Origin of the sequence: Sphingomonas sp. IC081, from assembly GCF_006874585.1 — a bacterium.
Classification (GTDB): domain Bacteria; phylum Pseudomonadota; class Alphaproteobacteria; order Sphingomonadales; family Sphingomonadaceae; genus Novosphingobium.
Map to the genome: position 1 here is coordinate 2678441 of NZ_CP029761.1, position 21213 is coordinate 2699653.

Consider the following 21213-nt stretch of genomic DNA (forward strand, 5'->3'; position numbering starts at 1 on the left):
CGTCTCAGTCCGGCAGCGCGGTCAGGAACGCGCGCACGACATGCGCGGAATTGACCGAGGCGAGGTGTTCGAAGGTATCCTCCATGTTCTTTTCGCGGTCACCGCCGGCAAGGTCCGACAGGCTGCGGAAGACGATGGTCGGCACCTGGTTGGCATAGGCGACTTGCGCCACCGCCGCGCTTTCCATGTCGAGCACGCGGGCCTTCCAGGCGGCATGGAGGTATTCGCGGAACTTCGCATTGTCGGCAAAGACCCCGGCGCTGACCCCGGTGCCGCCGACAACGACCTTGGGATCGTGCGGCAGGCACAGCTCGGACCCGGCCCGCTGGGTGGCCGCGGCGGCCACGCAGCGCTCCATCTTGACGGTCGGCGCCACCTTGCGGGCGAGGTCCAGCAACTGCGGGTCCATCGCGAAGGTGAACATGTGCTGCGTCCCTTGCGCGGCATTGCTGACGCGGACCGGGCGCGGATACATGAATTCCCAGTTGCCCGGCGCGCCCGTGGTCACTTTCTCGGGCGGCAGCCAGCCGCCGTCGGTCTGGCGCGCAAAGGAGACTTCGAGGTACTGGCCCCAGTTCTCCGCCACGATCACGTCGCCGATCGACAGCCCCGGATCGACGCCCCCGGCGATGCCCGAAAAGACGATGCGCTTCACCGCGAACCGGTCGATCACCAGCTGCGTGTTCATCGCCGCGTTGACCATCGACACGCCGCTCTGCATCAGCAGCACGGGTTTGCCCTCCAGCACGCCGGTCATGTAGGTCATGCCGTTGAGCTGGTAGGCGGTGGGCTGCTGCACCGCGTGGACAAGCGCGTTCCATTCGGGCTCGTACGCCGTCATCACCAGCGTGCGCGGGACGGTATCGAGCTTCTCGGCGGCGCGCGCCGGGGCGGACAGGGTGGCCGAAAGCGCAAGGGCCCCGGCAAGTACAGTCATGGCGCGCATCAGGCGGCTCCCATCCAGACGAAGCGGGCGACAAACAGCAGGGCCAGCACCAGCAGGAACCAGTCCTTCTTGACGACCGTGCCGCGCACGATCTTGAGAATGGCGTGGGCGGTGATGCCGAAGGCGAGGCCATTGGCGATCGAGAAGGTCAGCGGGATCATCGCCACCGTCAGGAACGCGGGGATCGCCGCCAGCGGGTCTTCCCACTTCACTTCGGTCAGCGGCAGCAGCATCAAGCCGCCGACGATGATGAGCGCCGGTGCGGTCGCCGCCAGCGGGATCAGCTGGGCATAGGGCGCCACGAACATGGTGGCGAGGAACAGCACGCCGGTGACGACGGCGGTCAGGCCGGTACGCCCGCCCGCCTGCACGCCCGCCGCGCTCTCGACATAGCTGGTGACGGTGCTGGTGCCCGCCATCGAGCCGACGATGGTGGCGGTGGCATCGGTGATGAGGATGCGGTTGAGGCGCGGAATGCGGCCTTCGCTGTCCATCAGCCCGGCGCGCTTGGTGACGGCGACGAGGGTGCCGATATTGTCGAACAGGTCGACAAACAGGAACACGAAGAGGATTTCCAGCAGGCCGAGGCCATGGCTGCCCGACAGGCCGAACACGCCGGCAAGGTCGAGCTTGAAGGCGGTGCCGGTCAGCGCGTCGAGCGAATAGGGCTCGGGGCTCATCGACACCATGCCGCAGAGCCAGCCGACCACGGTGGTCGCCAGAATGCCGATCAGCATCGCCCCGCGCACGTTCCACACGCTGAGCGCGCCGATCAGGACGAGGCCGAACAGCGCCAGCGCGGCGCCGGGGGCCTTGAGGTCGCCCAAGGCCACGAAAGTCGCCGGATTGGCGACAACGATGCCGGCGTCCTTGAAACCGATAAAACCGATGAACAGGCCGATGCCGCCCGCCACTGCCGCAAACAGGTACTGCGGGATCGAGGCGACGATCAGCTGGCGCACACCGGTGAGCGTCAGGAACAGGAACGCCACGCCCGAGACGAACACGCAGCCCAGCGCCACCGGCCAGGGCACGCCCATCTGCTGCACCACGGTGAAGCTGAAATAGGCGTTGAGCCCCATGCCCGGCGCCAGCGCCAGCGGGGTATTGGCAACAAGGCCCATCAGGATCGAGGCAAAGGCGGCGGCAAAGCAGGTGGCGGCGGCGACCGAGGCCACCGGCATTCCGGCGGTGCCCAGGATCGCCGGATTGACCAGCACGATATAGGCCATGGTCAGGAAGGTGGTGACCCCCGCCAGCACTTCGGTGCGGGCATTGGTGCCGCGTTCGCTGAGAGTGAACCAGCGCTCGAGGCGCCCGGTCGGCGTGCCCGGCGGTCCTGCCGGCGGTGCCTCCATGGTGGTTGTCGTATCCGTCACGCTTATGCCCCTGATTGCGACCCGGTTGTCGTTCCGGGTGGTAGTGTCACGCCCGCCACGCCCGCGGCTTCCAGCCGCGCCGCCAGTTTCAGCAGCGCCGGCTCCCCCTTGGGCGCACCGATGAGCTGGAGTCCCAGCGGCAGGCGCCCGGGACGGTACAACGGAACCGCCAGCGAGGGCAGTCCGGTGAAGCTGATTGGCTGGGTATGAATGCCAAGGTCGGCCCGCGCCGGGCTCAGCGCGCCATCGACCTCGATGCGCGGATCGGCGATGGGCGGCGCCGCGCAGGGCGTCGCCGGGGCCAGCAGCACGTCGAACCGGGCCATCAATGCGTAGACCTCGGCCCGGAAGGAATCCCGGAAACGCACCGCCTCCTCATAGAGTGCCCGGGGCAGCAGAGCACCTGCGAGGAGACGGTCCCGCGTTGCGGGATCGAAAGCCATGGCCGAAACGGACAGGGCCTTGCGATGGAGGTTGCCGCCCTCGAAGGCGGTGATCACGAAAGCGGCCGAACGGGCGCGGGCAATATCGGGCAGTTCGACCAGCGGCGCATCGGCGGCAAGCGCATCGATGGCGGCCAGCTGGTCGGGATCGGCATTTTCGCGGAACCGCCCGCCAAGGCGGCCGATCCGCAGCGGCGCCTCGCCCGCCGTAGCATCGCGGCCGGAGAGCACCTGCCACACCAGCGCCATGTCGGCGGCGGTGCGGGTGAACGGCCCGGTATCGTCGAAACTCTCGGCAAACGGGAACACGCCGTCCAGCGGCAGGTCGCCGTGGCTGGGCTTGAGGCCGTAGATGCCGGTCAGGCTCGCCGGCACGCGGACCGAGCCGTTGGTGTCCGATCCCAGCGAGAAAGGGAGCAGCCCGGCAGCGACAACCGCCGCCGAGCCGCCCGAGGAGCCGCCTGCAAGACGGGAGGGATCGTGAGGATTCCGGGTCGTGCCATGGCGCGCGTTGATGGTCGCGAAACCGTAGGCGAATTCGTCCATGTTGAGGGTGGCGACCAGCACCGCGCCTGCCGCCTTGAGGCGGCCGATGGCTCCGGCATCGGCGGCGGCGGGCGGGGCATCGGCGTAGAGGGTGGAGCCGGCGGTGGTCGGCAATCCGGCGACGTCGAACAGGTCCTTGACGCCGTAGGGCACGCCAGCCAGCGGCCCCGGGTCCTTGCCCGCCGCCACCAAGGCATCGACCGCCGCCGCTTCGGCGCGCGCGCGTTCGGGCAGCAGGCGCGTGATCGCCACCAGCGGATCGTCCGAGGGCTGCGGCAGCGCGGCGAGCGTTTGTTCGATCACCTCACCCGCAGTGATCCGCCCGCTGCGCACGGCAGCGGCGATTTCGAGAGCGGTTACCGTCACTTGACGCTGCCGGACTCAGGGCCGCTCAGGGTTTCGGCATGGCGCGCCAGCAGCGCGAGATTGGCGGCCACCCCCTCCAGGCATTCGGGCGGGATCGTCAGCCCGCGCGCGGCGGCGGCGGCCACGATTTCGGCGGTGGAACGGGGAATCCGGTCAGATGGCATGGCAGTCACGTCGCGCGAACCTCCTCAGCAGCCGCAATCGGCAGGGCGGGTGCAACGCCGATCCTGCCGACGGGCAGGATGGCAGGCAAGCCGGGCGCGGATCGGTGCGGGGATGGAAACGTCGCGGAACATGCGCCATGCTGTGCCCGCGCCCGCGTGATCGATCAAACGCAATGATCTGGACGGATCGTTGCAAAAATCAGCGCACTACTGCGTACCCACAAAAAGATCGCGCGACAGGGTGCTGCCTTGCGGGCCGACTTCGATCAGGGCGTCATCGCCTTGGGCCGAAGCGACAAGCGCGATCTTCAGGCGCGCGGCCTGATCGGGATCGATGGCCAGGCGGTAGCGACCGGGGCGGACCTGTTCGAAAAGATAGAACCCGTCCGCCTCGGTCCGCGCGCTGCCCGCCGCCTTGCCCGCCCCGTCGAGCAGGATCAGGCGCAGCCCCGAGACCCCGCGCGCGCGCGCCTGGCCATCGCCGCCAGGAGCGCTGCGGAAATAGGCGGTGCCGGCGATCTCGCTCATCGCCACGACCGCGAAGTCGGTGCGGTGGACCCGGCCCGGACGCGGCACCAGTTCGATGCCCCGCGTCACCGGGACCAGCGCAATATCGGGCAGCGAGGTCGGATCGACCTGCACGCTGGCCCGCGTGCCGGCCGGCAGACCGGTCAGCAGCACGGTGCCGTCCCGGTCGGTCGCGCCCGTGCCGGTGCCCGAGCCGAAGGCGACTTGCGGCAGCACCTTGTCGCCCGGACCGTAGGCGCCGTTGCCGTCGAGGTCCTCGTAGGCGCGCAGGGCCACCGCGCCCGCCAGCGCCTGCCCCGGCGGGGCGAGGTAGATCCGCTCCGTCAGCGGGTTGCGCCCGAACCCGAAGCCAAGCCGCAGGGCCAGCGAATGGACCTTGCCGCGCAGGCCGTACGTCCCGTCGAACGCCAGCGTGAAGCGCCGGAAGCGCCGCTCCGCCGACAGGCCAAGCTGGGTATCGCGCTGGTGGAAGGCATGGCTCGCCAGCGCGCGCACCAGCGTGCGGTCGTCGAGCGAACGGTCCAGTTCCAGCGACACCGCCTCCAGCCGGGCCTCGGGCATCAGGCTGTAGCTGGCCGAGGCCCGCACCTGGGTGCGCGATCCGGCGAGCGTGGCGAGGTCGAACGTGCCGATCAGCTGGTCAAGCCGCCCGCCCCCTGCCGTCGTGGCGGGCTGGTAGCGCGAAAATTCCAGCGCGTTCGACGCCAGCACCCCGGCCACCCGCGCCGATCCGCGCAGCGAGGCGCTGCTCTGCACTTCGCCCGAGGCATATTCGATCCGCCGCGCCCGCGCATGGAGCGGGATCGCCAGCCCGCCCTCGCCCCACGGCCGCAGCGTGGCATTGGCATCGAGTTCGCTCACCCGGCGCAGCGGCTGCCCGTCGAACACCCGCACTTCGTCGAGGAAGTCGCCGCGATATTCGGCGTGGGTGAGGGTGAACGAGGCGCCCGCCACCCGCCCCCCCCAGCCCGGCCTCGATGGCACGCCCCGCCTTGCCGCTGCCGCCCGGTACCGTGGCCCCGTCCTGCATCGCCAGATCGAGCTTGGCGGCGAGCCCGCCGAGCCCGGTGCGCAGCCCCGCGCTGGCCAGCCAGCGATCGCCCGAATCGCGGTCGAACCAGCCGCCGCCGACCACACCCGTCACCTGCGAGGTCAGGCCGTAGGCCAGCTGCGCGCTCGCCCGCCAGCGGCCATGGTCGAGCCCCGGAATGAAGTGCGGCGCGGTGATGCCCAGCAGGTTCTCGTCCTTCTGCACCGCGCCGAGGGTATAGACCAGCTGCCCTTTCGACAGCCGCCCGTCGCCCACCGAGATGCGCCGCACTTCCTCGCTGCGCTGGCCCTGCGGGCCGTAGAACACGAGCCGGAACAGGTTCAGCCCGTAATCGACCGGCACTTGCAGGAACTGGTACTGCCCGTTGATCGCCTGGCGTGTCGAACCGGCCAGCACGCCGTTGCGGTAGAGCTCCACCTCGTAGCCATCCGGAAGCGCACCGCGCAGGTCGATCCGGTCAAACACCGAGGCCGCCTCGACCGGGGCATTGGTCAGCGTGGCCCCGCGCCCGGCGACCCCGCGCAGCCCGACCGGCAGCGAACTCGTCGCCACATCGCCGAGCGCAAACGCGCTGGCATGAAGCGGCCCCAGCAGTTCGCGGTCGGGATCGGTACGGCCCAGCTCGACATGGGCCGCCGTCAGCCCGTCGCGCGTCGAATGGGTGAGGAAGACCTCGGCGCTCATCCAGGCCAGGTCGCCCGCCAGCCTGAGGTCGCTCTCCACCCGCTCGCCCAGCGCGGTATCGGACACCGCCCGCGTCTCGATATCCGCCATCGGCAGCGAGATCGGCAACCACGGCGTCTCCTCGCGCGGGAAACGGTGCGCGGCGGCGATGGCCGAGGCCTGCTCGTTGTCCAGCCGCTCGCGCTCGGCCTCGCGGGTGAGGCGCTGTTCGAAGGGAAACGGCTCCTTGGTGCGGATCGTCACCGACTGGTCGCGCAGGTTCGGCGTCACCGACAGCGGCAGCAGGTCGCCGATGCGCTCGGCGCGCAGGTAGAGTTCACCGTCGAAGGCCTGGGCATCGCCTTTGGCCAGCGCCACGCTCCGGCCGTCCGCCTGCGCCGTGCCTTCGCGCAAGTTGATCGTCAGCTGGCGATCTTCGGAAAGGAACCAGCCATTGGCATAGTGCCCCTCGTCCCCGACCGCGATCGGCAGGTCGAGCGTACGCGCCAGTGCGCCGAGCGGCAGGTAGAGCCCCTCGCGCGTGCCATAGGCGATCACCGTATCCTCGCCGCCGCTGGTGCCCGTGGCGGTGGCGATCCTGACCGCGAGGATCACCTCGTCATCGTACGTGATGACCGGCGCCGCGCCTGCGGGGAACGTCTGCACGGCGCTGGCGGGGGTAAGCTGGGCGGGGGCAAGCTGGGCCGAAACTGCGGGGCCGGACTCTGCGCCGGGCGTGGCCAGGCCAAAGCCGGGCACCGGCAGGCGGCGCGCGGCAGCCAGCGCAGGCGCCGCCGGTTGGCTGGCATCCGGCGCGGCATCCGGCGGGGCGGGCAGTTCCAACCCGGCCAGCGATGCCGGGAGAACCGCAGGCCCCGCCGCCGGCATTTCCTCCGGCACGGGCGTCGCCCGCCAAAGCGGCGCCTCTCCTGCCGCTTGCGGATCGCCCGGCGAGGGCCGCAAGCGCGCGGCAAGCGCGACCGGCGCCGCCGAAGCCCGCAAGGCCGCGCGCAGCGGTTGGAGGGGCAGTGGCGGCCTCAGGGCCAGTGGCGCGGCCGTCCGCTCCACCGGTAATCCCGGTAGGGCCAGCATCGCAAAGCCGGGGCGCGGCAAGGCCTGCCGCGCCCGCGCATGGTGCAGGGCAGGATGCCCCTCTTCGCCCGCGGCGGCCGCGGGCAGCAGGGCGTGGTCCCCCCGCGCCAGCAGCGAGGCACCGGCAAGGAACGGTACGAGCCTGGCCGCCCCTGGCAACCCGCTCCGCTCCTGTGTCACGGCACGATGAGATCCCGGCTGGCCAGCACTTTGCCGGGCTCGGCGTCGTCATCGGTGTAGGTAACGGTGAGCTTCGCGCCGCTTGCGAGGAAACGCGGATCGGCGCCGGCATCGAAGGGCACGGTCACCTGCCGCGCGTCGATCTCGGTATAGACGCCCAGCCCCTTGAGCAGGGCCAGCGGCGCCTTGGCCCCCGGCGCGGTCACCGCGATGTCGCCAAAGGCCGAGCGCGTACCCGCCCGGGTGATCGTCAATTGCAGCGCCTTGCGCCCGCCCGGCAGCGCCACGATCCGGGGGCTTTCGATCCCCGCCGTCAGCGTGGTCTGGCCGATGCGGACGATCACCGGGATCGAGATGCCGAAACGCGGGACGATGCGCACGCCGATAGCCCCCTGCCTGGCGGCGCCCGCCGCCTGCTCGATCGAGTAGGAGGCATCGGCGGGCGGCACCGCCACGGCGGAAAAGTGCGCGCGGTATTCGCCCGGCGGCGTATCGGGGGCGACCCGCGCCATGATGCGGATGGTCTGCGCCTCGCTGCCGCCCAGCACCACCCGGCGCGGCGACCAGCGCAGCATCGCGGCAGCGCCATGAAGCCGGGCCCGCTCGGCAGGAGCCACCGCCTCGGCATCGAGCAGCCGGCCGTCGCCGGTCATCACCTTGTCGGCAATGGCGATATCGTACTCGCCGCGCTCGATGCTGCGGTTGTAGAGCCCGACCGAGGCGATGCGCGTACGCTCGTCGATCACCACGCGCTTGGGGTAGAGGTTGATGTCTCCCATGCCGCCCACGGCGCCCTCGGGCACCGAAGCGGCGGCCTGGGGCGGCGGCGCCTGCAACGGCTCGTCCTGCGCCACGGCGGCCCCGGCCAGACACAGGCTCGCCAAACCACCGGCGCGCAGCAGCCGCGCACCGCCCCCCACTACCGATACCACGCGCAAGCCTGCGACCCCCGAATGTCCTTGATCGGGATTAACCATGCAACTGTCTGGAATCCCAAGCAATGATACTTAGGTATTTAGAGCCCGTCCGGACATTCCCGAAAAGCGAATTTCGCGGGCCGGGGCCGCCCTCAAACAGCCCCTTACAGGTAGTAGACGGTCAGCGGGAAAGTACTGGAATAGTCCCCGGCGGCCTGGTTGGCCGACACGTTGAGGGTGCCGCCGACGCTGAGTATGTCACGGCCCGAAGCGTCGAGCTGGCCGATGCCGATGCCCACCGTGTCGGACGTGAAATTGCTGACCGTCATCGTCGCGCTGCCGGAAGCGATCGTCGCCTGGGCGGGCAGGTCGACGATATAGATGCGGCGAGGCTGGCCGTTGAGCTGGAAGCTGGCCGCCCCGCGCCCGCCGGTTCCCTGCGGCATCGACAGGTTCGCCGCCATGCCGCCGGTGCCGCTGACGGCGCTGGCGGCGCTCACCGTTTCCGTACCCGCACTCGTGGGCCGCGCAAAGCTGCCGAAGCGCAGATAGGCAAGCGGCACGATCTGGGTCGGCGCCACAACTTCCGCCGTGGCCGCGCCTTTTGCCCCGGCCGCGAGCCCCTGCCCCAGTACCTGCCCCGGCAGCGCCGCAAGCAGCATGGCCGCAAGCCCGGCCCCCGCCAGACGCGCGCGGTCAGCCAAGATCGGCCGGTATCGTCTCCTCCCGGTCATCCCTGGTCCTCGTTGCGGGTGCTGGTCATGCGGTGCCTGCCGCCCCCACGGCAGGCACCGGCCGAAGCGGCCCTCGCTGCGAAGGCCCGCTTGCTTCGCGATCAGTTATAGGTGACGGTCGCGTCGTAGCTGCCGGTGTAGCTGCCGGCCGCCGCCGTCGATGCGACGGTCAGCGTGCCGCCCACGGTGAAGCTCGCCGCACCCGAGGCGCTCAGCGTGCCGCTGGTCGACGAAGGCGTGGTGGTGAAGGCCATCGTGTTGGCACCGCTGGAAACATTGCCGCCGGTGGTCGAGATGGTGAAGGCCCGGCTGGCATCGCCGCCGACGGTGAAGGCGTCCGCGGTATTGGCCGAACCCGCCACGAAGACAACGCCGCCGGTCTTCGAACCGGCGCCAGCCGAGGTCACCACGACCGTACCGCCGGTGCCCGCGGTGAACGAACCGAAGGCCAGGGCCGCACCCGAAGTGTGGGTCAGGGTGATCGGTGCCACCACGGTGGCGGTGGCAGTGCCCTGCGTGGTCGCGGCGAACGCGGAAACCGCAAAGAGCGACGAAGCGGCGGCGACCGCCACGGCGGAAACAAGAGCAAGCTTCTTCATGATTAGTACCCCTCAGAGATGCCCGGCGTCTGCGACCCTCCGGGCGGCACGAAGCTCCCCGTTTCCGCATGTAGTCTCGTCATGCGGCCCCGAATTGGGCACCCCGTGTTAACTAAGGAGTTAGCCTCAGGAATATTACTGAAAACTCACCAAGACTCCGGGTTCATACCAAAGCACGACGGGTCTCATCCTCTTGTCTGATCGGAACTATCAACTAACCCGCAAGTCACCCATAGACCACGATGACGGGAACTTGCGCCCGGTAGTGGGACGCCCTGGTGCCGGGCGGGATGTGCAGTTCGCCGCCGATCTCGAATCCGTCGCCGCCGTCCTTGTCCAGCACGCCCTGCCCACCCGATTGCGGCCTGCTGTCGGTGCGTACGGTGAGACTGGATACCGGCAGGCGGGACAACGGCGCGCCGTCCGCCGCGACCGATTGCGCCTCGACGGCATCGGGCAGCAGCACCCGGTAGGCCCGTCCGGGCTCCCCCTCCACCCGCAGCCGCGCCGCATGGGGCATGGCACAAGTCTCCTCCCCGACCGGGCAGGCGAGGCGTGCCGCACCGCCATACCGCGCCTGGGTGCTGCCCGGCACGATCACGAGACTCCCGCCCTCACGGCCGACATCGCCCACCGCGCCAAAATCGAGATCGCTGAGCGAACGAACCGCAAGCGGCGCGACCACGGTCGCGCTGGCGATCCCGCTGGAATAGGCGCCCGCAGGCGCCTCGGCAGCAAGCGCGCAAGCGGGCGCCATCAGCGCCAGCCCCACCGCCAGCCCCACTGCCTCTGCAGCAAGCAGGCCTCCGGTAACGGGCAAGGCAGGGGAACGGGGCATTGGACACACTCGCGTTCACGATCCGAAGACCGCGGTTTTCCGGAACTCCCCCTTGCCAGCGCATCGTCACCAGACACCGGGTCAGACGCAGGGCCAGACACCGGGATGCACTTCGCTGCGTGCAAACGAGCGAACCGCGCAACGGTTCCGCGCCCGAGCCGTTTCGGAGGCGTCCGGCTTCATTTTAGGAAAAGAATCGCAAGACCGGCCGTCACCGCAGCCAAGGGAATGTACGGCCTGAATGTACGGGGCGATTGCCCTAGTCGAATATCCTAGTCGACATTCACGAGCGTGGCATCGATCGGCAGCGGCAGGTTCAAGGTGCCGCCGCCATAGCTGCGCGTCAGGTCGATGCGTGCGCCGACCCGGAAGCTGCGCGAACAGACGCGCTGGGTGCAATTCGGGAGAGTGATCTGCAGGACCTGCCCCGGCGCGATCGCGGCATAGCCGGGCAAGTCGGTCTCGAAGGCGGAAAGCCGTCCGGACACCCCGCCGGCGTCGACCGCACCCGGCGCCGAAAGCACCACTTCCAGCGTGACGTCGAGCGGACGGCGGCTTTCGTTGCCGCGGTCGTAGGAGACGGTGAACTGGGCGGGACGGGTAGTGCCGCCGGGCGCGGGCATGACGCCGCTGTCGACCACCGCGCCCGCCGCGGTCACCCTGCGGCTGCCGCTGCCGACCACCACCATGCGCCCGAAATCGAGCCGGGCATCGGCCGTGACGACCGCCCGCGCGGGATCGGCACGGGCGGGCAGCGGGGCCAGCACCAGCACCGGCACCAGCACCAGCACCAGCACGGGGGCAAGGCCCGCCGCGACGCCTAGTCGCCGCTTTCCGGTAAACTCGGTCAATTGCCAGAACATCCCGGACCCGACCCTATACCGCCGATCCCGCCTTATCCAGCCCCGGCTTGCCGGTCAGCCCTCCCGCACCCATTCGCGCCGCAGCGCCGGGCCTGCCAGCGCCATCAGCAGCGCCGCCAGAAGATAGAGCGCAAGGCCGATCAGCATCGAATAGCGCAGCGCCTCGCCGCCCCAGACCGGCGCCAGCGCCTTCGACAGCGCGCCCAGCGCATAGATGCCGCCGCCAAGGCCGATGAGGTTGTTGATCAGCAGGAACAGCGCCGAGGCAGTGGCGCGCGCGGCCGGCTCGACCAGGTGCTGGACCGCGCTCGTCACCGGCCCGAGCCAGACATAGGCGAGCGCCTGCGGCAACAGGAACAGCAGGAAGGCGGTCGGCACGCTGTGGGTCCAGATACCGCCTGCGTAGAGCGGCACCGCGATCACGTAGGCGACCGCGGGAACCCAGCCGTAGAAGGCGCGGTCGGCCGAGCCCAGCCGGTCGGCGAGGCGCCCGCCCGCCAGCACGCCCACGGTGCCGCCCATCAGCAGGATCGCGCCGAGGAACCACGAGGTCTCGACTAGATCGAGCCCGAAGCTGCGCTGCAGCAGGCTCGGCATCCAGAACATGATGCCATAGCCAAGCATCGAACTGGAGGCGGCGCCAAACGAAAGCAGCCAGAACGCCTTCTTGCGCGCCAGCGTGGCGGCCACTTCACCGAACCGGACCGTGGGCGCGGCCGTTGCGGGACGGGGCTTGTCGCGCACCACCATGCGGAACGGCACCGCCGCCAGCAGCCCGGCCAGCCCGACGACCACAAAGGCCGCGCGCCAGTCCACCCGCGCGGCGACGTAGCCGCCCGCCAGCACCCCGGTCGCCGCCCCGATGGGAATGCCCAGCGAATAGATCGAAAGCGCAAAGGCGCGCTTCTCGCTGGGGAAATGATCGCCGATCACCGCATAGGAGGGCGCGACCCCGCCCGCCTCGCCCACGCCGACGCCGAGCCGGGCGACAAACAAGTGCCAGAACCCCTGCGCCGCGCCGCATAGCGCGGTGAACAGGCTCCAGACCAGCAGCGAGCCGGTGATCACCCAGGAGCGGCTGGTGCGGTCCGCCAGCCAGGCCAGCGGCACCCCGAGCGTCGAATAGAGGATCGCGAAGGCCAGCCCGCCGAGCATGCCCATCTGGGCGTCGTCGAGCCCGAGGTCCTGCTGGATCGGGGCGGCCAGGATCGCCAGGATCTGCCGGTCGACGAAGTTGAAGATATAGACCAGGAGCAGCATCGCCAGAACGAGACCGGGCGATGAGGGCTTGTGCGAATTGGCAGCGTTCTGGCTCATGTCAGCCGATATGGTCCTTGAGGAAGGCGAGGATCGCCGCCAGCGCGGGTGTCTCGTCGAGGATCGGGGCGTGGCCGACGCGCGGCACGTCGGCATGGCTGTAGGGCCCGGCGTGGCGCTGCGCCATCTCCCGTTCGGTTTCCCGGCTCAAAAGATCGGAAAGTTCGCCGCGCACCACCAGCACCGGGCGGCCGGCAAGCCCCTCCCACAAGGGCCAGAGATCGGGCGGCACCGTCTGCGGCTCGTCGCCCGCCATGCTCTGGGCGATCGCCGGGTCGTAATCGAGCACCACCCGGCCATCGGCCTGCTCGCGGCAGGTGCGCCGGGCAAAGGCCTGCCACTCGCGGCTGCCGTAATCGGGAAAGGCCGGGGCATTCGACGCCCGGCAGCGCGCCGCCGCCTCGGTCCACGAAGCCATCGGCCCGGCCGGTCCGACATAGCCCTGGATCCGCGCGATCCCGGCAGGATCGAGCACCGGGCCGATGTCGTTGAACACGAAACCGCTGGCAAGATCCGGCCGCAGCGCGTTCATCACCATGGCCATGAGCCCGCCCATCGACGTGCCGATCAGGCAGGCCCGGGCGATGCCCAGTCCGTCCAGCAGCGCCAGCATGTCGTGCGCGTAGACATCGGGGCGGTAGCGCGCCGGCTCCGGGTCCCACTGCGACAGGCCGCGCCCGCGCTGGTCGGGCACGACCAGCCGGTAGTCGCCCGCAAGATGCGCGGCGAGCGGCTCGAAATCGGCGCTGTTGCGGGTGAGGCCATGCATCATCAGCAGCACCGGCGCAGCCGCATCGCGCGCCGGATAGTCCCGCGCGGCCAGATCCAGCCGCCCGCAGGCGCTGCGATAGCGGTGGAGGCGATAGTCCATCTACGAAAGTCCTTCAGGATAGGCCCGACTGCAGTCCCGGCGTGGCGGAATGGCAAGGGTCACCAAGGGGCAAGGGTCACCATGGGCCCCGCTGTCGCCAGCGGGGCCCATGCCCCCTGCCTTGCCCGGGCGCGGGACCGAAGCCGCGGCACCCGGGCGCGCAATCAGAACTTCACCGTGCCCGTCACGAAGACCTGGCGCGGGTTGCCATAGAAGCCGGTCAGCGTGCCCTGCGTGCCCAGCGTCGGGATCGGCTGGCCGGAGGCATTGGTGACGATCGCCCCGGTCGTCGCATCCTGACGGATGTAGCTGTAGCCCGAGGTGATGTACTCCTTGTCGAGGATGTTCTTACCGTGGACACCCAGGCTCCAGCGGCCATCGGGCGCGGTGTAGACGATGCTGGCGTCCCACAGCGCATAGCCCTTCTGGTCGAGGTAGGGGTTCGGGAACTCGAACTGGTGGACCTTCGAACGGTAGGACACCGTGGTCGAAAGCAGCAGGTCGCCGCCGCCCACCGGGGTATCGTAACCCAGCGTGCCGCTGGCGGTCCACTTCGGGGTGTTCTGGATGTTGCGGTACTTGGCCACGTCCACCGTCTTGCCGGCGATCAGCGTCTCGTACTTGCGGAACTTGGCATCGATGTAGCCGAGCGAACCCGAGAGGGTCAGCTTGTCGCCCGCAGCGGCGATGTCGCGGCCCAGCGTCGCATTGGTTTCCAGTTCAAGACCCTGCAGGCGCGCCTTGCCCGCGTTGGAGACAACGCCGCAGAAGGTCGGCACGCCGCTCACCGTGCAGGCCACCGAGCCGGGGATCTGGATGTCCTTGTAGTCCATCCGGAACGCCGCCGCCGCGACATAGAGCGCGCCGTCCAGCAGGTTGCCCTTGTAGCCCAGTTCGTAGCTGTCCACCGTTTCCGGCTTGAAGCTCAGGTACTGGGCGATCTCGGCATCGCTGGGCACGCCGCTCGCATTGCTGGTCGGCGCATTCTTGCCGGCGCCGCGCGGGTCGAAGCCGCCGCCCTTGAAGCCCTGGCTGTAGCTTGCGTAGATGTTGTGGTCACGGCTGGGCTTGAACGAGATCGAGGCACGGGGCGTGAACTTCTTGTAGACCGCGCTGCCCGAGAAGTTGGTGTCGGTGGCAATCAGCGTGCCGGGGTTCTGGAAACCGGCCGAACCGCCGAAGATGTAGCTCTGCTTGAGGATGTCCGCCTCACGCTTGTCCCAGGTGTAGCGCCCGCCGAGCGAGAGGCTGAACTGGTCGGTGAGGTTGTAGGTGAAGTCGCCGAAGATCGCCCAGGTCTTGGTGTTGACATCGGCCTCGGTATGGCCGGTCAGCATGGGAAGCGTCGTGGCCAGCGTCGTGTAGGTGCGCGAATCGAAGTAGGTGTCGGCGCTGGCGTCGAGCCAGTAGAAACCGACCAGCGCCTGCAGCGGCCCCTTGTCGTAGGCCAGCTGGAATTCCTGGCTGAGCTGCTCGTTGTCGTAGAACGCGGGCACGTCGAGATCGACCGTCGGGCTGGCGTCGAAGTCGATCGGGGTGGCCGAATGGTCCTTGCGCCAGGCGCTGATCGACTTGAAGCTCAGCGCGTCGGACAGGTCGACCTTGACGTTCATGGCCAGGCCCCAGGCCTCGACGTCCTGCTTGGGATCGTCGATGCCGCCGGCACTGTCGAACACGTCGGGCAGGATCTCGCTGCCCGCCGCCGAGCCGGCGATCAGGCGGTGGCCGCCGCGCGGGTTGCTGCGATCGCGGGTATAGTCGCCCGAGATGCGGATCGAGACCGGGGCGCCCCGGCCGCCCATCTCCAGGGTGCCGCGCGCGCCCCAGACGTCCTTGTCGTAGTTGTCCTTGCCGGTGGTGATGTTGGTGCCGAAGCCATCGCGCGTGAGCCGCGCCACCGCGGCGCCGAGGCGCACGATGTCCCCGATCGGCGCCGAGGCGGAGACCACGCCGTCAAGCTGGTTGTAGGTGCCGTACGTGCCGCGCGCCTTGAGCGCGAAGGTGTCCGGAAGGTCGGCGGTCACGTACTTCACCGCGCCGCCGATGGTGTTGCGGCCATAAAGCGTGCCCTGCGGGCCGCGCAGCACTTCGACGCGCTGGACCTCGTAGATGTCGAGCACCGCCGCCTGCGGGCGGTTGAGGTAGACGTCGTCGAGATAGATGCCCACGCCCTGCTCGAAGCCCGAGACCGGATCCTGCTGGCCGACGCCGCGAATGAAGGCGGAGAGCGTGGAATTGGTCCCGCGCGAAGGCTCCAGCGTGACGTTGGGCGCCATCTGGGCGATGTCGGTGATGTCGAGGGCGCCGCTGCGCGCGAGCTGGTCGCCGCTGAAGCTCGACACCGCGATCGGCACGTCGACCAGGCGTTCCTCGCGGCGGCGGGCGGTGACGATGATCTCGCCCTCGCCCATCGTCGTTACCGGCGCCGCCGCAGGGACTGCAGGCGCCGCCGCATCATCCTGCGCCAACGCCGGGGCGGTAACCCCGCCCCCCGCCAGAACCGTCGCCAAAGCCAGAATACTCGCACACTTACGGCCGCGCACGCCACCAAATCGCGCCTTTCGCATCGTCCATCACTCCCAAGGATCTTTATCGTTGGAGGCGACATTATCGATACATGAATCAACTTTCAACATTGAACATTTGCCAAGGCGCGACAGGAGGGTTAGCTGTGGCTTCGTGACCACAGATGCCCCCCCTCCCCCGGTCGCCCTTCGCGACGAACAGGCCGCCGATCCGGCCGCGGAACGGATCTCGACAGCCAAGATGCCGCGCACCGAGCGCGGCCGCCGCACCTTGCGCAAGCTGCTGGATGCCGCCGCCATCGAATTCGGCGAGCGCGGCTTTCACGAGGCCTCGATCACCGGGATCACCCAGCGCGCGGGCACGGCGCTCGGCAGTTTCTACACCTACTTCGATTCGAAGGACGAGATCTTCCGGGCGCTGGTCGACGATCTCAGCGGCAAGGTGCGCGGTGCCGCGCGCGAGGCCCTGCGCGAACCGCTGCCGGCCCTGGAGACCGAACGCGCGGCGCTGACCGGGTTCCTCGAATTCGCGCGGGCGCACAAGGAAATCTACCGCATCATCGACGAGTGCGAATTCGTCGACCCCGCCAGCTTCCGGGTCCATTACGAATCGACCGCCCGCCGCATCACCGAGCGCCTCGGCGAAGGCATGCGTAAGGGCGAACTGCGCGAGGGGCTGGGCGAGGCCCATGCCTGGGCGATCATGGGCATGAACGTCTTCCTCGGCCTGCGCTACGCCGTCTGGGCCGAGGACATGACCCCCGAGGCCATTGCCGAACTGGCCAACTCGATCCTGCGCGTCGGCATCGCGGCGCCGGACAAGAGTTGAGCGGGGCTGAACAGGGCTGAGCGATCGGTTGAAAAATGCCCGAGGGGCATTTTTGGGGCGGCACCGGCCCGCTCCCCACCCTACCACCCGCAGGATACTACGTTGGGTGATAGGGTGGGGGAGCGGGCCGGTGCCGCAAAATTCGCGTTTCGCGAATTTTCAAACGGTCTCTGGGCGATCGCCCACGCCGTTAATGGTTGACCGGAAGAACCGTCCCCGAACGGGACGCCATTCGTTAACGCGCTGGCAAGTATTTCGCGTTCGCGCGATAAGCGGCGGGTGGAAAACATCGTCTCCCCCCGCAAGCGCTCCCCGATGGGGGCCCGGCTCCTGCTCGCATCGGCAGCCCCGGCCCTGGCCGTGATCGCGGGTGTGCTGATGATCGCCGGCCAGCCGGAACTTTCCGCCAATGCCGCCTCGGCCGCCGCCCGGCCCGCCGTGCCGGCCGGGATGGCATCAAAGCCCCGGATTGCGCCTGCCGCGCCCATCGCGCGGGCGCAACCGGCCAAGCCCGCCGACACGGCCTTCACGGTCAAGCGCATCCTGCCGATCGACGGCCCGATCCGGTACGGCGAATGGCACTGGGACGAGACCGGCGTACCCGCAGGTCCGATCGTCATCACCGTCGACCTCGATGCCCGCGTGCTCTCGGTGTTCCGCGGCGGCTACGAGATCGGCGCCACCGCCGTCCTGCTCGGCACCGAGGACACGCCCACCCCGCTCGGCGTCTTCCCGATCACCGAGAAGGACAAGGACCACGTCTCCAACATCTATACCGGGGCACCGATGCCCTACATGCAGCGGCTGACCAACGACGGCATCACCCTGCACGGATCGGAAGTGGCCAAGGGCTACGCCAGCCACGGCTGCGTCGGCATGCCGGACGATTTTGCCGCAAAGCTCTTCGCGGCCACCCGGCTGGGCGACAAGGTCTACATCACCCGCGGCAAGCAGGCCGGGATCGGCAGCAACCTCGTCGAGAGCTGAGCCCGGAGGCCGTGAAGGGCCGAACGGCCTGAAATTCCGGTTTCCGAAATTCGGCCCCTCAAATCAGCGCCGGGCCGCGCGCACCGGGGCCCTGGCAAAACTCCACCCCCCGGCATTGGGACGCACCACCAGTTCGCCGATCGAGGCGGGACGCCCTTCCTGGAGCGAATCCAGCAGCCTTGCCACGGCGCTGCCGCGCGGTTCGCCGCCGCCGAGTTCGGTGACGCATCGCGCCAGGACCCGCAGCACCACCGCACGCGGTGCCTGCGGGCGGTAGCGCAGCCCCATCGGCTCCTTCTTCACGCAGGAACGCCATTCGAGCGCAGCCATCCACTCGAGCGCGGCATCCGCATCGGCGAGATGTTCGGCACTGCGCGCCACGGCGGCAACGTCCAGCCACTCGGCCCCGGCCAGCGCCTTGCGGATCCGCACGCGGTCGTAACGATCGTCGCGGTTGCTGGGGTCCTGCGCGGCTTCGACACCGGCAGCCTCGACCACTTCGGCCAGTTCCGCGCGGCGCCAGTCCAGCAGCGGGCGCAGCAAGGGAAACGCGGTTTCCGGCACCCTGCCACGGCTCCGCGTGCCCGCCAGCCCGGCGACCCCGCTGCCCCGGTTGAGCCGCATGAGCAGCGTCTCGGCCTGGTCGTCGGCATGGTGCGCGCTCGCCAGCGCGGCGATGCCGCGCTCCGCCATCCATGCCGCCATCGCCGCATACCGCGCCGCCCGCGCCTCGGCCTGGACGTTGCCCGGCGCCACGGTGACGGCGAGCACCGCATGGGGCACGCCAAGGCGCGCGCACAGGCCCGCGACATCGGCCGCCTCGCGCGCGCTTTCAGCACGCAGGCGGTGGTCGACCGTCGCCGCCTCGACCCGTCCGGGCAAGGCGGCGCTCGCCAGCAGCAGCAGCGCCAGACTGTCCGGCCCGCCCGACACCGCGACGCCAAGCCGCAGCGCGGGATCGTGCGTGCCTTCCGGCCAGATCGCCGCCAGCCCCGCGCGGAAGCGACCGAGCGCTTCCGCCTGCGGGATCAATGCGGGCTCAGGAGCAGGTGAGTCCATTGCGCGTGGAATCGTAGAGGCCCTTGAGGCGGCCCGCCGCCTCGCTCGCATAAGTCTCGCTGAACTCGGCCAGCACGATGCAGGCGCGCTTGGTGTCCTTGATCTGCTTCATCGACACCGCGAGGTAGAGCAGGCTGTCGGGCGCACGATCGCCGCGCTTGTCGGCCTGGTAGTTCTGGACGAACCACTTGGCGGCTTCCAGCGGCTTGCCGTCGTCGAGATAGGCGCGGCCGAGCAGGTTGCGGCCCCAGCTGACGCGGGCGTGCCGGGGATACTTCTCGAGGTAGAGCTTCAGCTGCTGCTGCGCCTCGGGATAGAACTTGGCTTCCCACAGGCGGAACCCATAGGAATATTCGTCATCCGCCGCATCCGCGGTCTGCGGCTTGACCACCGCCTTGACCGCATCGATCCGCGAATCGGAGGGCGCGGCCGGACGCACCTGCGCCGCGGGCTTGAGCGTGGGCTGGCCAGATGCGGGCCCGGAGGCCGGAGTGGCGGCCGGAGTGGTAGCGGGCGCATTCATCGCCGAGAGGTTCGACGAGGAAGCGCTCGGCGCGGCCATGCCGCTGTCCATCGGCGGCGGCACGCTGGCCGCCAGCTTGGCTTCGAGCTGGTTGATGCGGTTGGTGTTCTGCTCCACTTGCGCGGTCAGGCTGCGCATCTGCGTCTCGAGCGCATCCATGCGCACCAGCACGTCGCTCACCGGCGAGGTCGCGGGCTGGCCGAGCGCAGGCGTCGGCGCGGCGGCGGGGCCGGTGATTTCCGGCGCAAAATACTTGCCGTCACCGCCCGGGAAAACCTTGCGCTGGAGCGCGCGCACTTCGGATTCGACTTTCTTGAGGCGCGCGTCGGTGCCGGCATCCTGCGCCTGTGCGGGCAGGCTCAGGCCGACCAGCGCCAGCGCGACAGTGCCGGTGGCGGCAAGGCGCATCCGGCGAACGGTAATCAGGGAAAGCGCCTTTGCGGCGCGCTGCGACCCCAGTGAAGAAAACATTGCCTAATCATCTCCGTCTCGGGCCGCGCCCGCTGACACGTCATCAAGCCCGGCCCTTGAAGCCCCGCCTCTCAAGCGCATTCCCGCCTGCGAGTGCGCCATCGGGCGGCGCCGGCCGCAGCCGTCCTGGACCTTCGGGGCCGAACCGCACATTAACCAAGCCTCTCCGGCTAGGGGTGCCGGAAGATCCCCGCCCTGTCGAGGCGGGCTCAGTCGGAAGTCGTGGAAAGCGGCGAAGGCGCCGCCACCGGGGCGCTCACGCCCCCGGCCGCAGGCGCGGCAACCTCGCCCGCAGTCAGCGGCACCGAGGCGCCGCTGGCCGGACGCCGCCCGGGCACGCGGGGGGCCGCGGCCTGCGGAGCAGGGGAAGCCGCGCCGGAAGCCGCATTCGGGGCGCCGCTGGCGGCAGCCTGCGGATGGGAACGCGCGTCGAGGTCCGCCGGGGTCAGCGACACGCCCGACATCGTCATCGGCTTGTCGGCCAGTGCCGGGATCGCCCGGCCGCCCACCGTCAGCGCCAGCGCATCGGGTCGGCCGGTGCGCAGCTGCGGCGCCTGGGCGTCCTGCGGCACGGTCCAGCTTTCACCCTTCTTGAGTTCGGTCTCGACCAGGCGCTTGCCGCTGCCGTCGGTGACACGCAGCCAGACGCCGTCCTGGGTCGCGGTCAGCACCACTGGCCCCGTCGCAGGCGCGGGCGCCTGGGGTGCGGCGGGCACCGGCACGGCCACCCTGGTCGGCGCCGGGGCGGGCTTGGGCGAAAGCAGGTCGGGCAGCTTGCCCTCGGGCGAGAGATAGCTGCCCCAGAACACCACCAGCAGCACGATCACCACCAGCGCGCCGCCACCGGCAAGCCAGGCCAGCCGCGCCGAAGGCACGCGCGCCGGGTCGCCCGGTTCGAAATGCGGCACCACCACCTGCTCGCGGCCGCCTTCGGCTTCGAGCTGACGGCGCACGATCTCGGCGATTTCCTTCTCGTCGAGGCCCAGCGTGCGGGCATAGGCACGCGAGAAGCCGACCGCATAAGTACGCGCGGCAAGGTCGCCGAGCCGGTCTTCCTCGATCGCGGCGAGATGACGCTCGGCGATCTTGGTCTGGGCGGCGATATCGGCGCGCGTCAGCCCGGCGGCCTCGCGCGCACGGACGAGCACCGTACCTATGGTCGTCGTCGCCTGCTTGCCAGCCTGCTCGATCGCTTCTTGATTCTCGACGTGTTCCATTCCGCTCCCGAGGGGAATTCGCTAAAAATGACAATTCCGGGTCCGGATCGTTTCCAAACCGGGCACGTCCCCAAAGTCAATCGGGGACGAGACCGTTGTCCCGGA

The 21213-nt window shown here is 69.6% G+C and carries 18 protein-coding genes; 2 read left to right on the plus strand and 16 right to left on the minus strand.

The genetic code is table 11. The features are described 5' to 3' along the window. Positions 1-4: 4 nt before the first annotated feature. The 13 genes from DM450_RS12720 to DM450_RS12780 all read right to left on the minus strand — a co-directional run bounded on the left by DM450_RS12720 (position 5) and on the right by DM450_RS12780 (position 16064). A complete protein-coding gene (locus DM450_RS12720) occupies positions 5-946 on the minus strand; it encodes a 5'-methylthioadenosine/S-adenosylhomocysteine nucleosidase (RefSeq protein ID WP_142635331.1) in 942 nt (313 codons plus the stop codon). After that, the gene (locus DM450_RS12725) at positions 946-2304 is read right to left on the minus strand and encodes an NCS2 family permease (RefSeq protein ID WP_185928775.1); all 1359 of its coding nucleotides are present in this window, start codon (positions 2302-2304) and stop codon (positions 946-948) included. The genes DM450_RS12720 and DM450_RS12725 overlap by 1 nt, the downstream gene beginning before the upstream one ends. Before the next feature lie 23 nt (positions 2305-2327). Continuing rightward, positions 2328-3680 carry an AtzE family amidohydrolase gene (locus DM450_RS12730; RefSeq protein ID WP_142635335.1) on the minus strand — a complete coding sequence of 451 codons (1353 nt, stop codon included), beginning with the start codon at positions 3678-3680 and terminating at the stop codon, positions 2328-2330. Then, positions 3677-3853 carry a hypothetical protein gene (locus DM450_RS12735; RefSeq protein WP_409529337.1) on the minus strand — a complete coding sequence of 59 codons (177 nt, stop codon included), beginning with the start codon at positions 3851-3853 and terminating at the stop codon, positions 3677-3679. Before DM450_RS12735 ends, DM450_RS12730 begins: the two co-directional genes overlap by 4 nt. Positions 3854-5012: 1159 nt before the next feature. Next, the gene (locus tag DM450_RS12740) at positions 5013-7358 is read right to left on the minus strand and encodes a hypothetical protein (protein ID WP_142635337.1); all 2346 of its coding nucleotides are present in this window, start codon (positions 7356-7358) and stop codon (positions 5013-5015) included. Further along, positions 7355-8290, minus strand: coding sequence for a hypothetical protein (locus DM450_RS12745; RefSeq protein WP_242526039.1), 936 nt, complete (start codon positions 8288-8290; stop codon positions 7355-7357). The genes DM450_RS12740 and DM450_RS12745 overlap by 4 nt, the downstream gene beginning before the upstream one ends. A 149-nt stretch (positions 8291-8439) precedes the next feature. Next, a complete protein-coding gene (locus tag DM450_RS12750) occupies positions 8440-8979 on the minus strand; it encodes a DUF4402 domain-containing protein (RefSeq protein ID WP_185928605.1) in 540 nt (179 codons plus the stop codon). 131 nt (positions 8980-9110) lie between these two features. Next, positions 9111-9608 carry a DUF4402 domain-containing protein gene (locus DM450_RS12755; RefSeq protein ID WP_142635341.1) on the minus strand — a complete coding sequence of 166 codons (498 nt, stop codon included), beginning with the start codon at positions 9606-9608 and terminating at the stop codon, positions 9111-9113. 226 nt (positions 9609-9834) lie between these two features. Next, a complete protein-coding gene (locus DM450_RS12760) occupies positions 9835-10446 on the minus strand; it encodes a DUF4402 domain-containing protein (RefSeq protein WP_142635343.1) in 612 nt (203 codons plus the stop codon). Between the two features lie 272 nt (positions 10447-10718). Next, positions 10719-11309, minus strand: a complete 591-nt coding sequence (locus DM450_RS12765) for a DUF4402 domain-containing protein (RefSeq protein WP_142635345.1) — start codon at positions 11307-11309, stop codon at positions 10719-10721. Between the two features lie 54 nt (positions 11310-11363). Further along, positions 11364-12626, minus strand: a complete 1263-nt coding sequence (locus DM450_RS12770; protein ID WP_142635347.1) for a spinster family MFS transporter — start codon at positions 12624-12626, stop codon at positions 11364-11366. Between the two features lies 1 nt (position 12627). Continuing rightward, the gene (locus DM450_RS12775) at positions 12628-13497 is read right to left on the minus strand and encodes an alpha/beta fold hydrolase (RefSeq protein ID WP_142635349.1); all 870 of its coding nucleotides are present in this window, start codon (positions 13495-13497) and stop codon (positions 12628-12630) included. Between the two features lie 164 nt (positions 13498-13661). Further along, a complete protein-coding gene (locus DM450_RS12780) occupies positions 13662-16064 on the minus strand; it encodes a TonB-dependent receptor (protein WP_142635351.1) in 2403 nt (800 codons plus the stop codon). Between the two features lie 199 nt (positions 16065-16263). On the opposite strand from DM450_RS12780, the gene DM450_RS12785 reads away from it, so the two are divergent. Both DM450_RS12785 and DM450_RS12790 read left to right on the plus strand, forming a co-directional pair. Beyond that, positions 16264-16851: a TetR/AcrR family transcriptional regulator gene (locus DM450_RS12785; protein ID WP_142637868.1), complete on the plus strand. Its 588-nt coding sequence runs from the start codon at positions 16264-16266 to the stop codon at positions 16849-16851. A 315-nt stretch (positions 16852-17166) separates the two neighbouring features. Continuing rightward, positions 17167-17838: a L,D-transpeptidase family protein gene (locus DM450_RS12790; RefSeq protein ID WP_142635353.1), complete on the plus strand. Its 672-nt coding sequence runs from the start codon at positions 17167-17169 to the stop codon at positions 17836-17838. A gap of 63 nt (positions 17839-17901) precedes the next feature. Here DM450_RS12790 and tilS read toward each other — a convergent pair whose 3' ends face one another. From tilS to DM450_RS12805, 3 genes are all read right to left on the minus strand, one after another. Beyond that, complete coding sequence (gene tilS, locus DM450_RS12795) at positions 17902-18897, minus strand: tRNA lysidine(34) synthetase TilS (RefSeq protein WP_142635355.1); 996 nt, start codon at positions 18895-18897, stop codon at positions 17902-17904. After that, positions 18878-19891, minus strand: a complete 1014-nt coding sequence (locus DM450_RS12800) for a tetratricopeptide repeat protein (RefSeq protein WP_409529338.1) — start codon at positions 19889-19891, stop codon at positions 18878-18880. Before DM450_RS12800 ends, tilS begins: the two co-directional genes overlap by 20 nt. Positions 19892-20100: 209 nt before the next feature. Beyond that, positions 20101-21108, minus strand: coding sequence for a helix-turn-helix domain-containing protein (locus DM450_RS12805; RefSeq protein ID WP_142635357.1), 1008 nt, complete (start codon positions 21106-21108; stop codon positions 20101-20103). Positions 21109-21213: the final 105 nt, after the last annotated feature.

Coding starts and splice junctions, on each gene's coding strand:
- tilS (WP_142635355.1), bottom strand. CDS start 18,897: ATGGACTCACCTGCTCCTGAGCCCGCATTGATCCCGCAGGCGGAAGCG.
- DM450_RS12770 (WP_142635347.1), bottom strand. CDS start 12,626: ATGAGCCAGAACGCTGCCAATTCGCACAAGCCCTCATCGCCCGGTCTC.
- DM450_RS12765 (WP_142635345.1), bottom strand. CDS start 11,309: ATGTTCTGGCAATTGACCGAGTTTACCGGAAAGCGGCGACTAGGCGTC.
- DM450_RS12725 (WP_185928775.1), bottom strand. CDS start 2,304: ATGGAGGCACCGCCGGCAGGACCGCCGGGCACGCCGACCGGGCGCCTC.
- DM450_RS12780 (WP_142635351.1), bottom strand. CDS start 16,064: ATGCGAAAGGCGCGATTTGGTGGCGTGCGCGGCCGTAAGTGTGCGAGT.
- DM450_RS12775 (WP_142635349.1), bottom strand. CDS start 13,497: ATGGACTATCGCCTCCACCGCTATCGCAGCGCCTGCGGGCGGCTGGAT.
- DM450_RS12785 (WP_142637868.1), top strand. CDS start 16,264: ATGCCGCGCACCGAGCGCGGCCGCCGCACCTTGCGCAAGCTGCTGGAT.
- DM450_RS12755 (WP_142635341.1), bottom strand. CDS start 9,608: ATGAAGAAGCTTGCTCTTGTTTCCGCCGTGGCGGTCGCCGCCGCTTCG.
- DM450_RS12760 (WP_142635343.1), bottom strand. CDS start 10,446: ATGCCCCGTTCCCCTGCCTTGCCCGTTACCGGAGGCCTGCTTGCTGCA.
- DM450_RS12805 (WP_142635357.1), bottom strand. CDS start 21,108: ATGGAACACGTCGAGAATCAAGAAGCGATCGAGCAGGCTGGCAAGCAG.
- DM450_RS12790 (WP_142635353.1), top strand. CDS start 17,167: ATGGGGGCCCGGCTCCTGCTCGCATCGGCAGCCCCGGCCCTGGCCGTG.
- DM450_RS12720 (WP_142635331.1), bottom strand. CDS start 946: ATGCGCGCCATGACTGTACTTGCCGGGGCCCTTGCGCTTTCGGCCACC.
- DM450_RS12800 (WP_409529338.1), bottom strand. CDS start 19,891: ATGTTTTCTTCACTGGGGTCGCAGCGCGCCGCAAAGGCGCTTTCCCTG.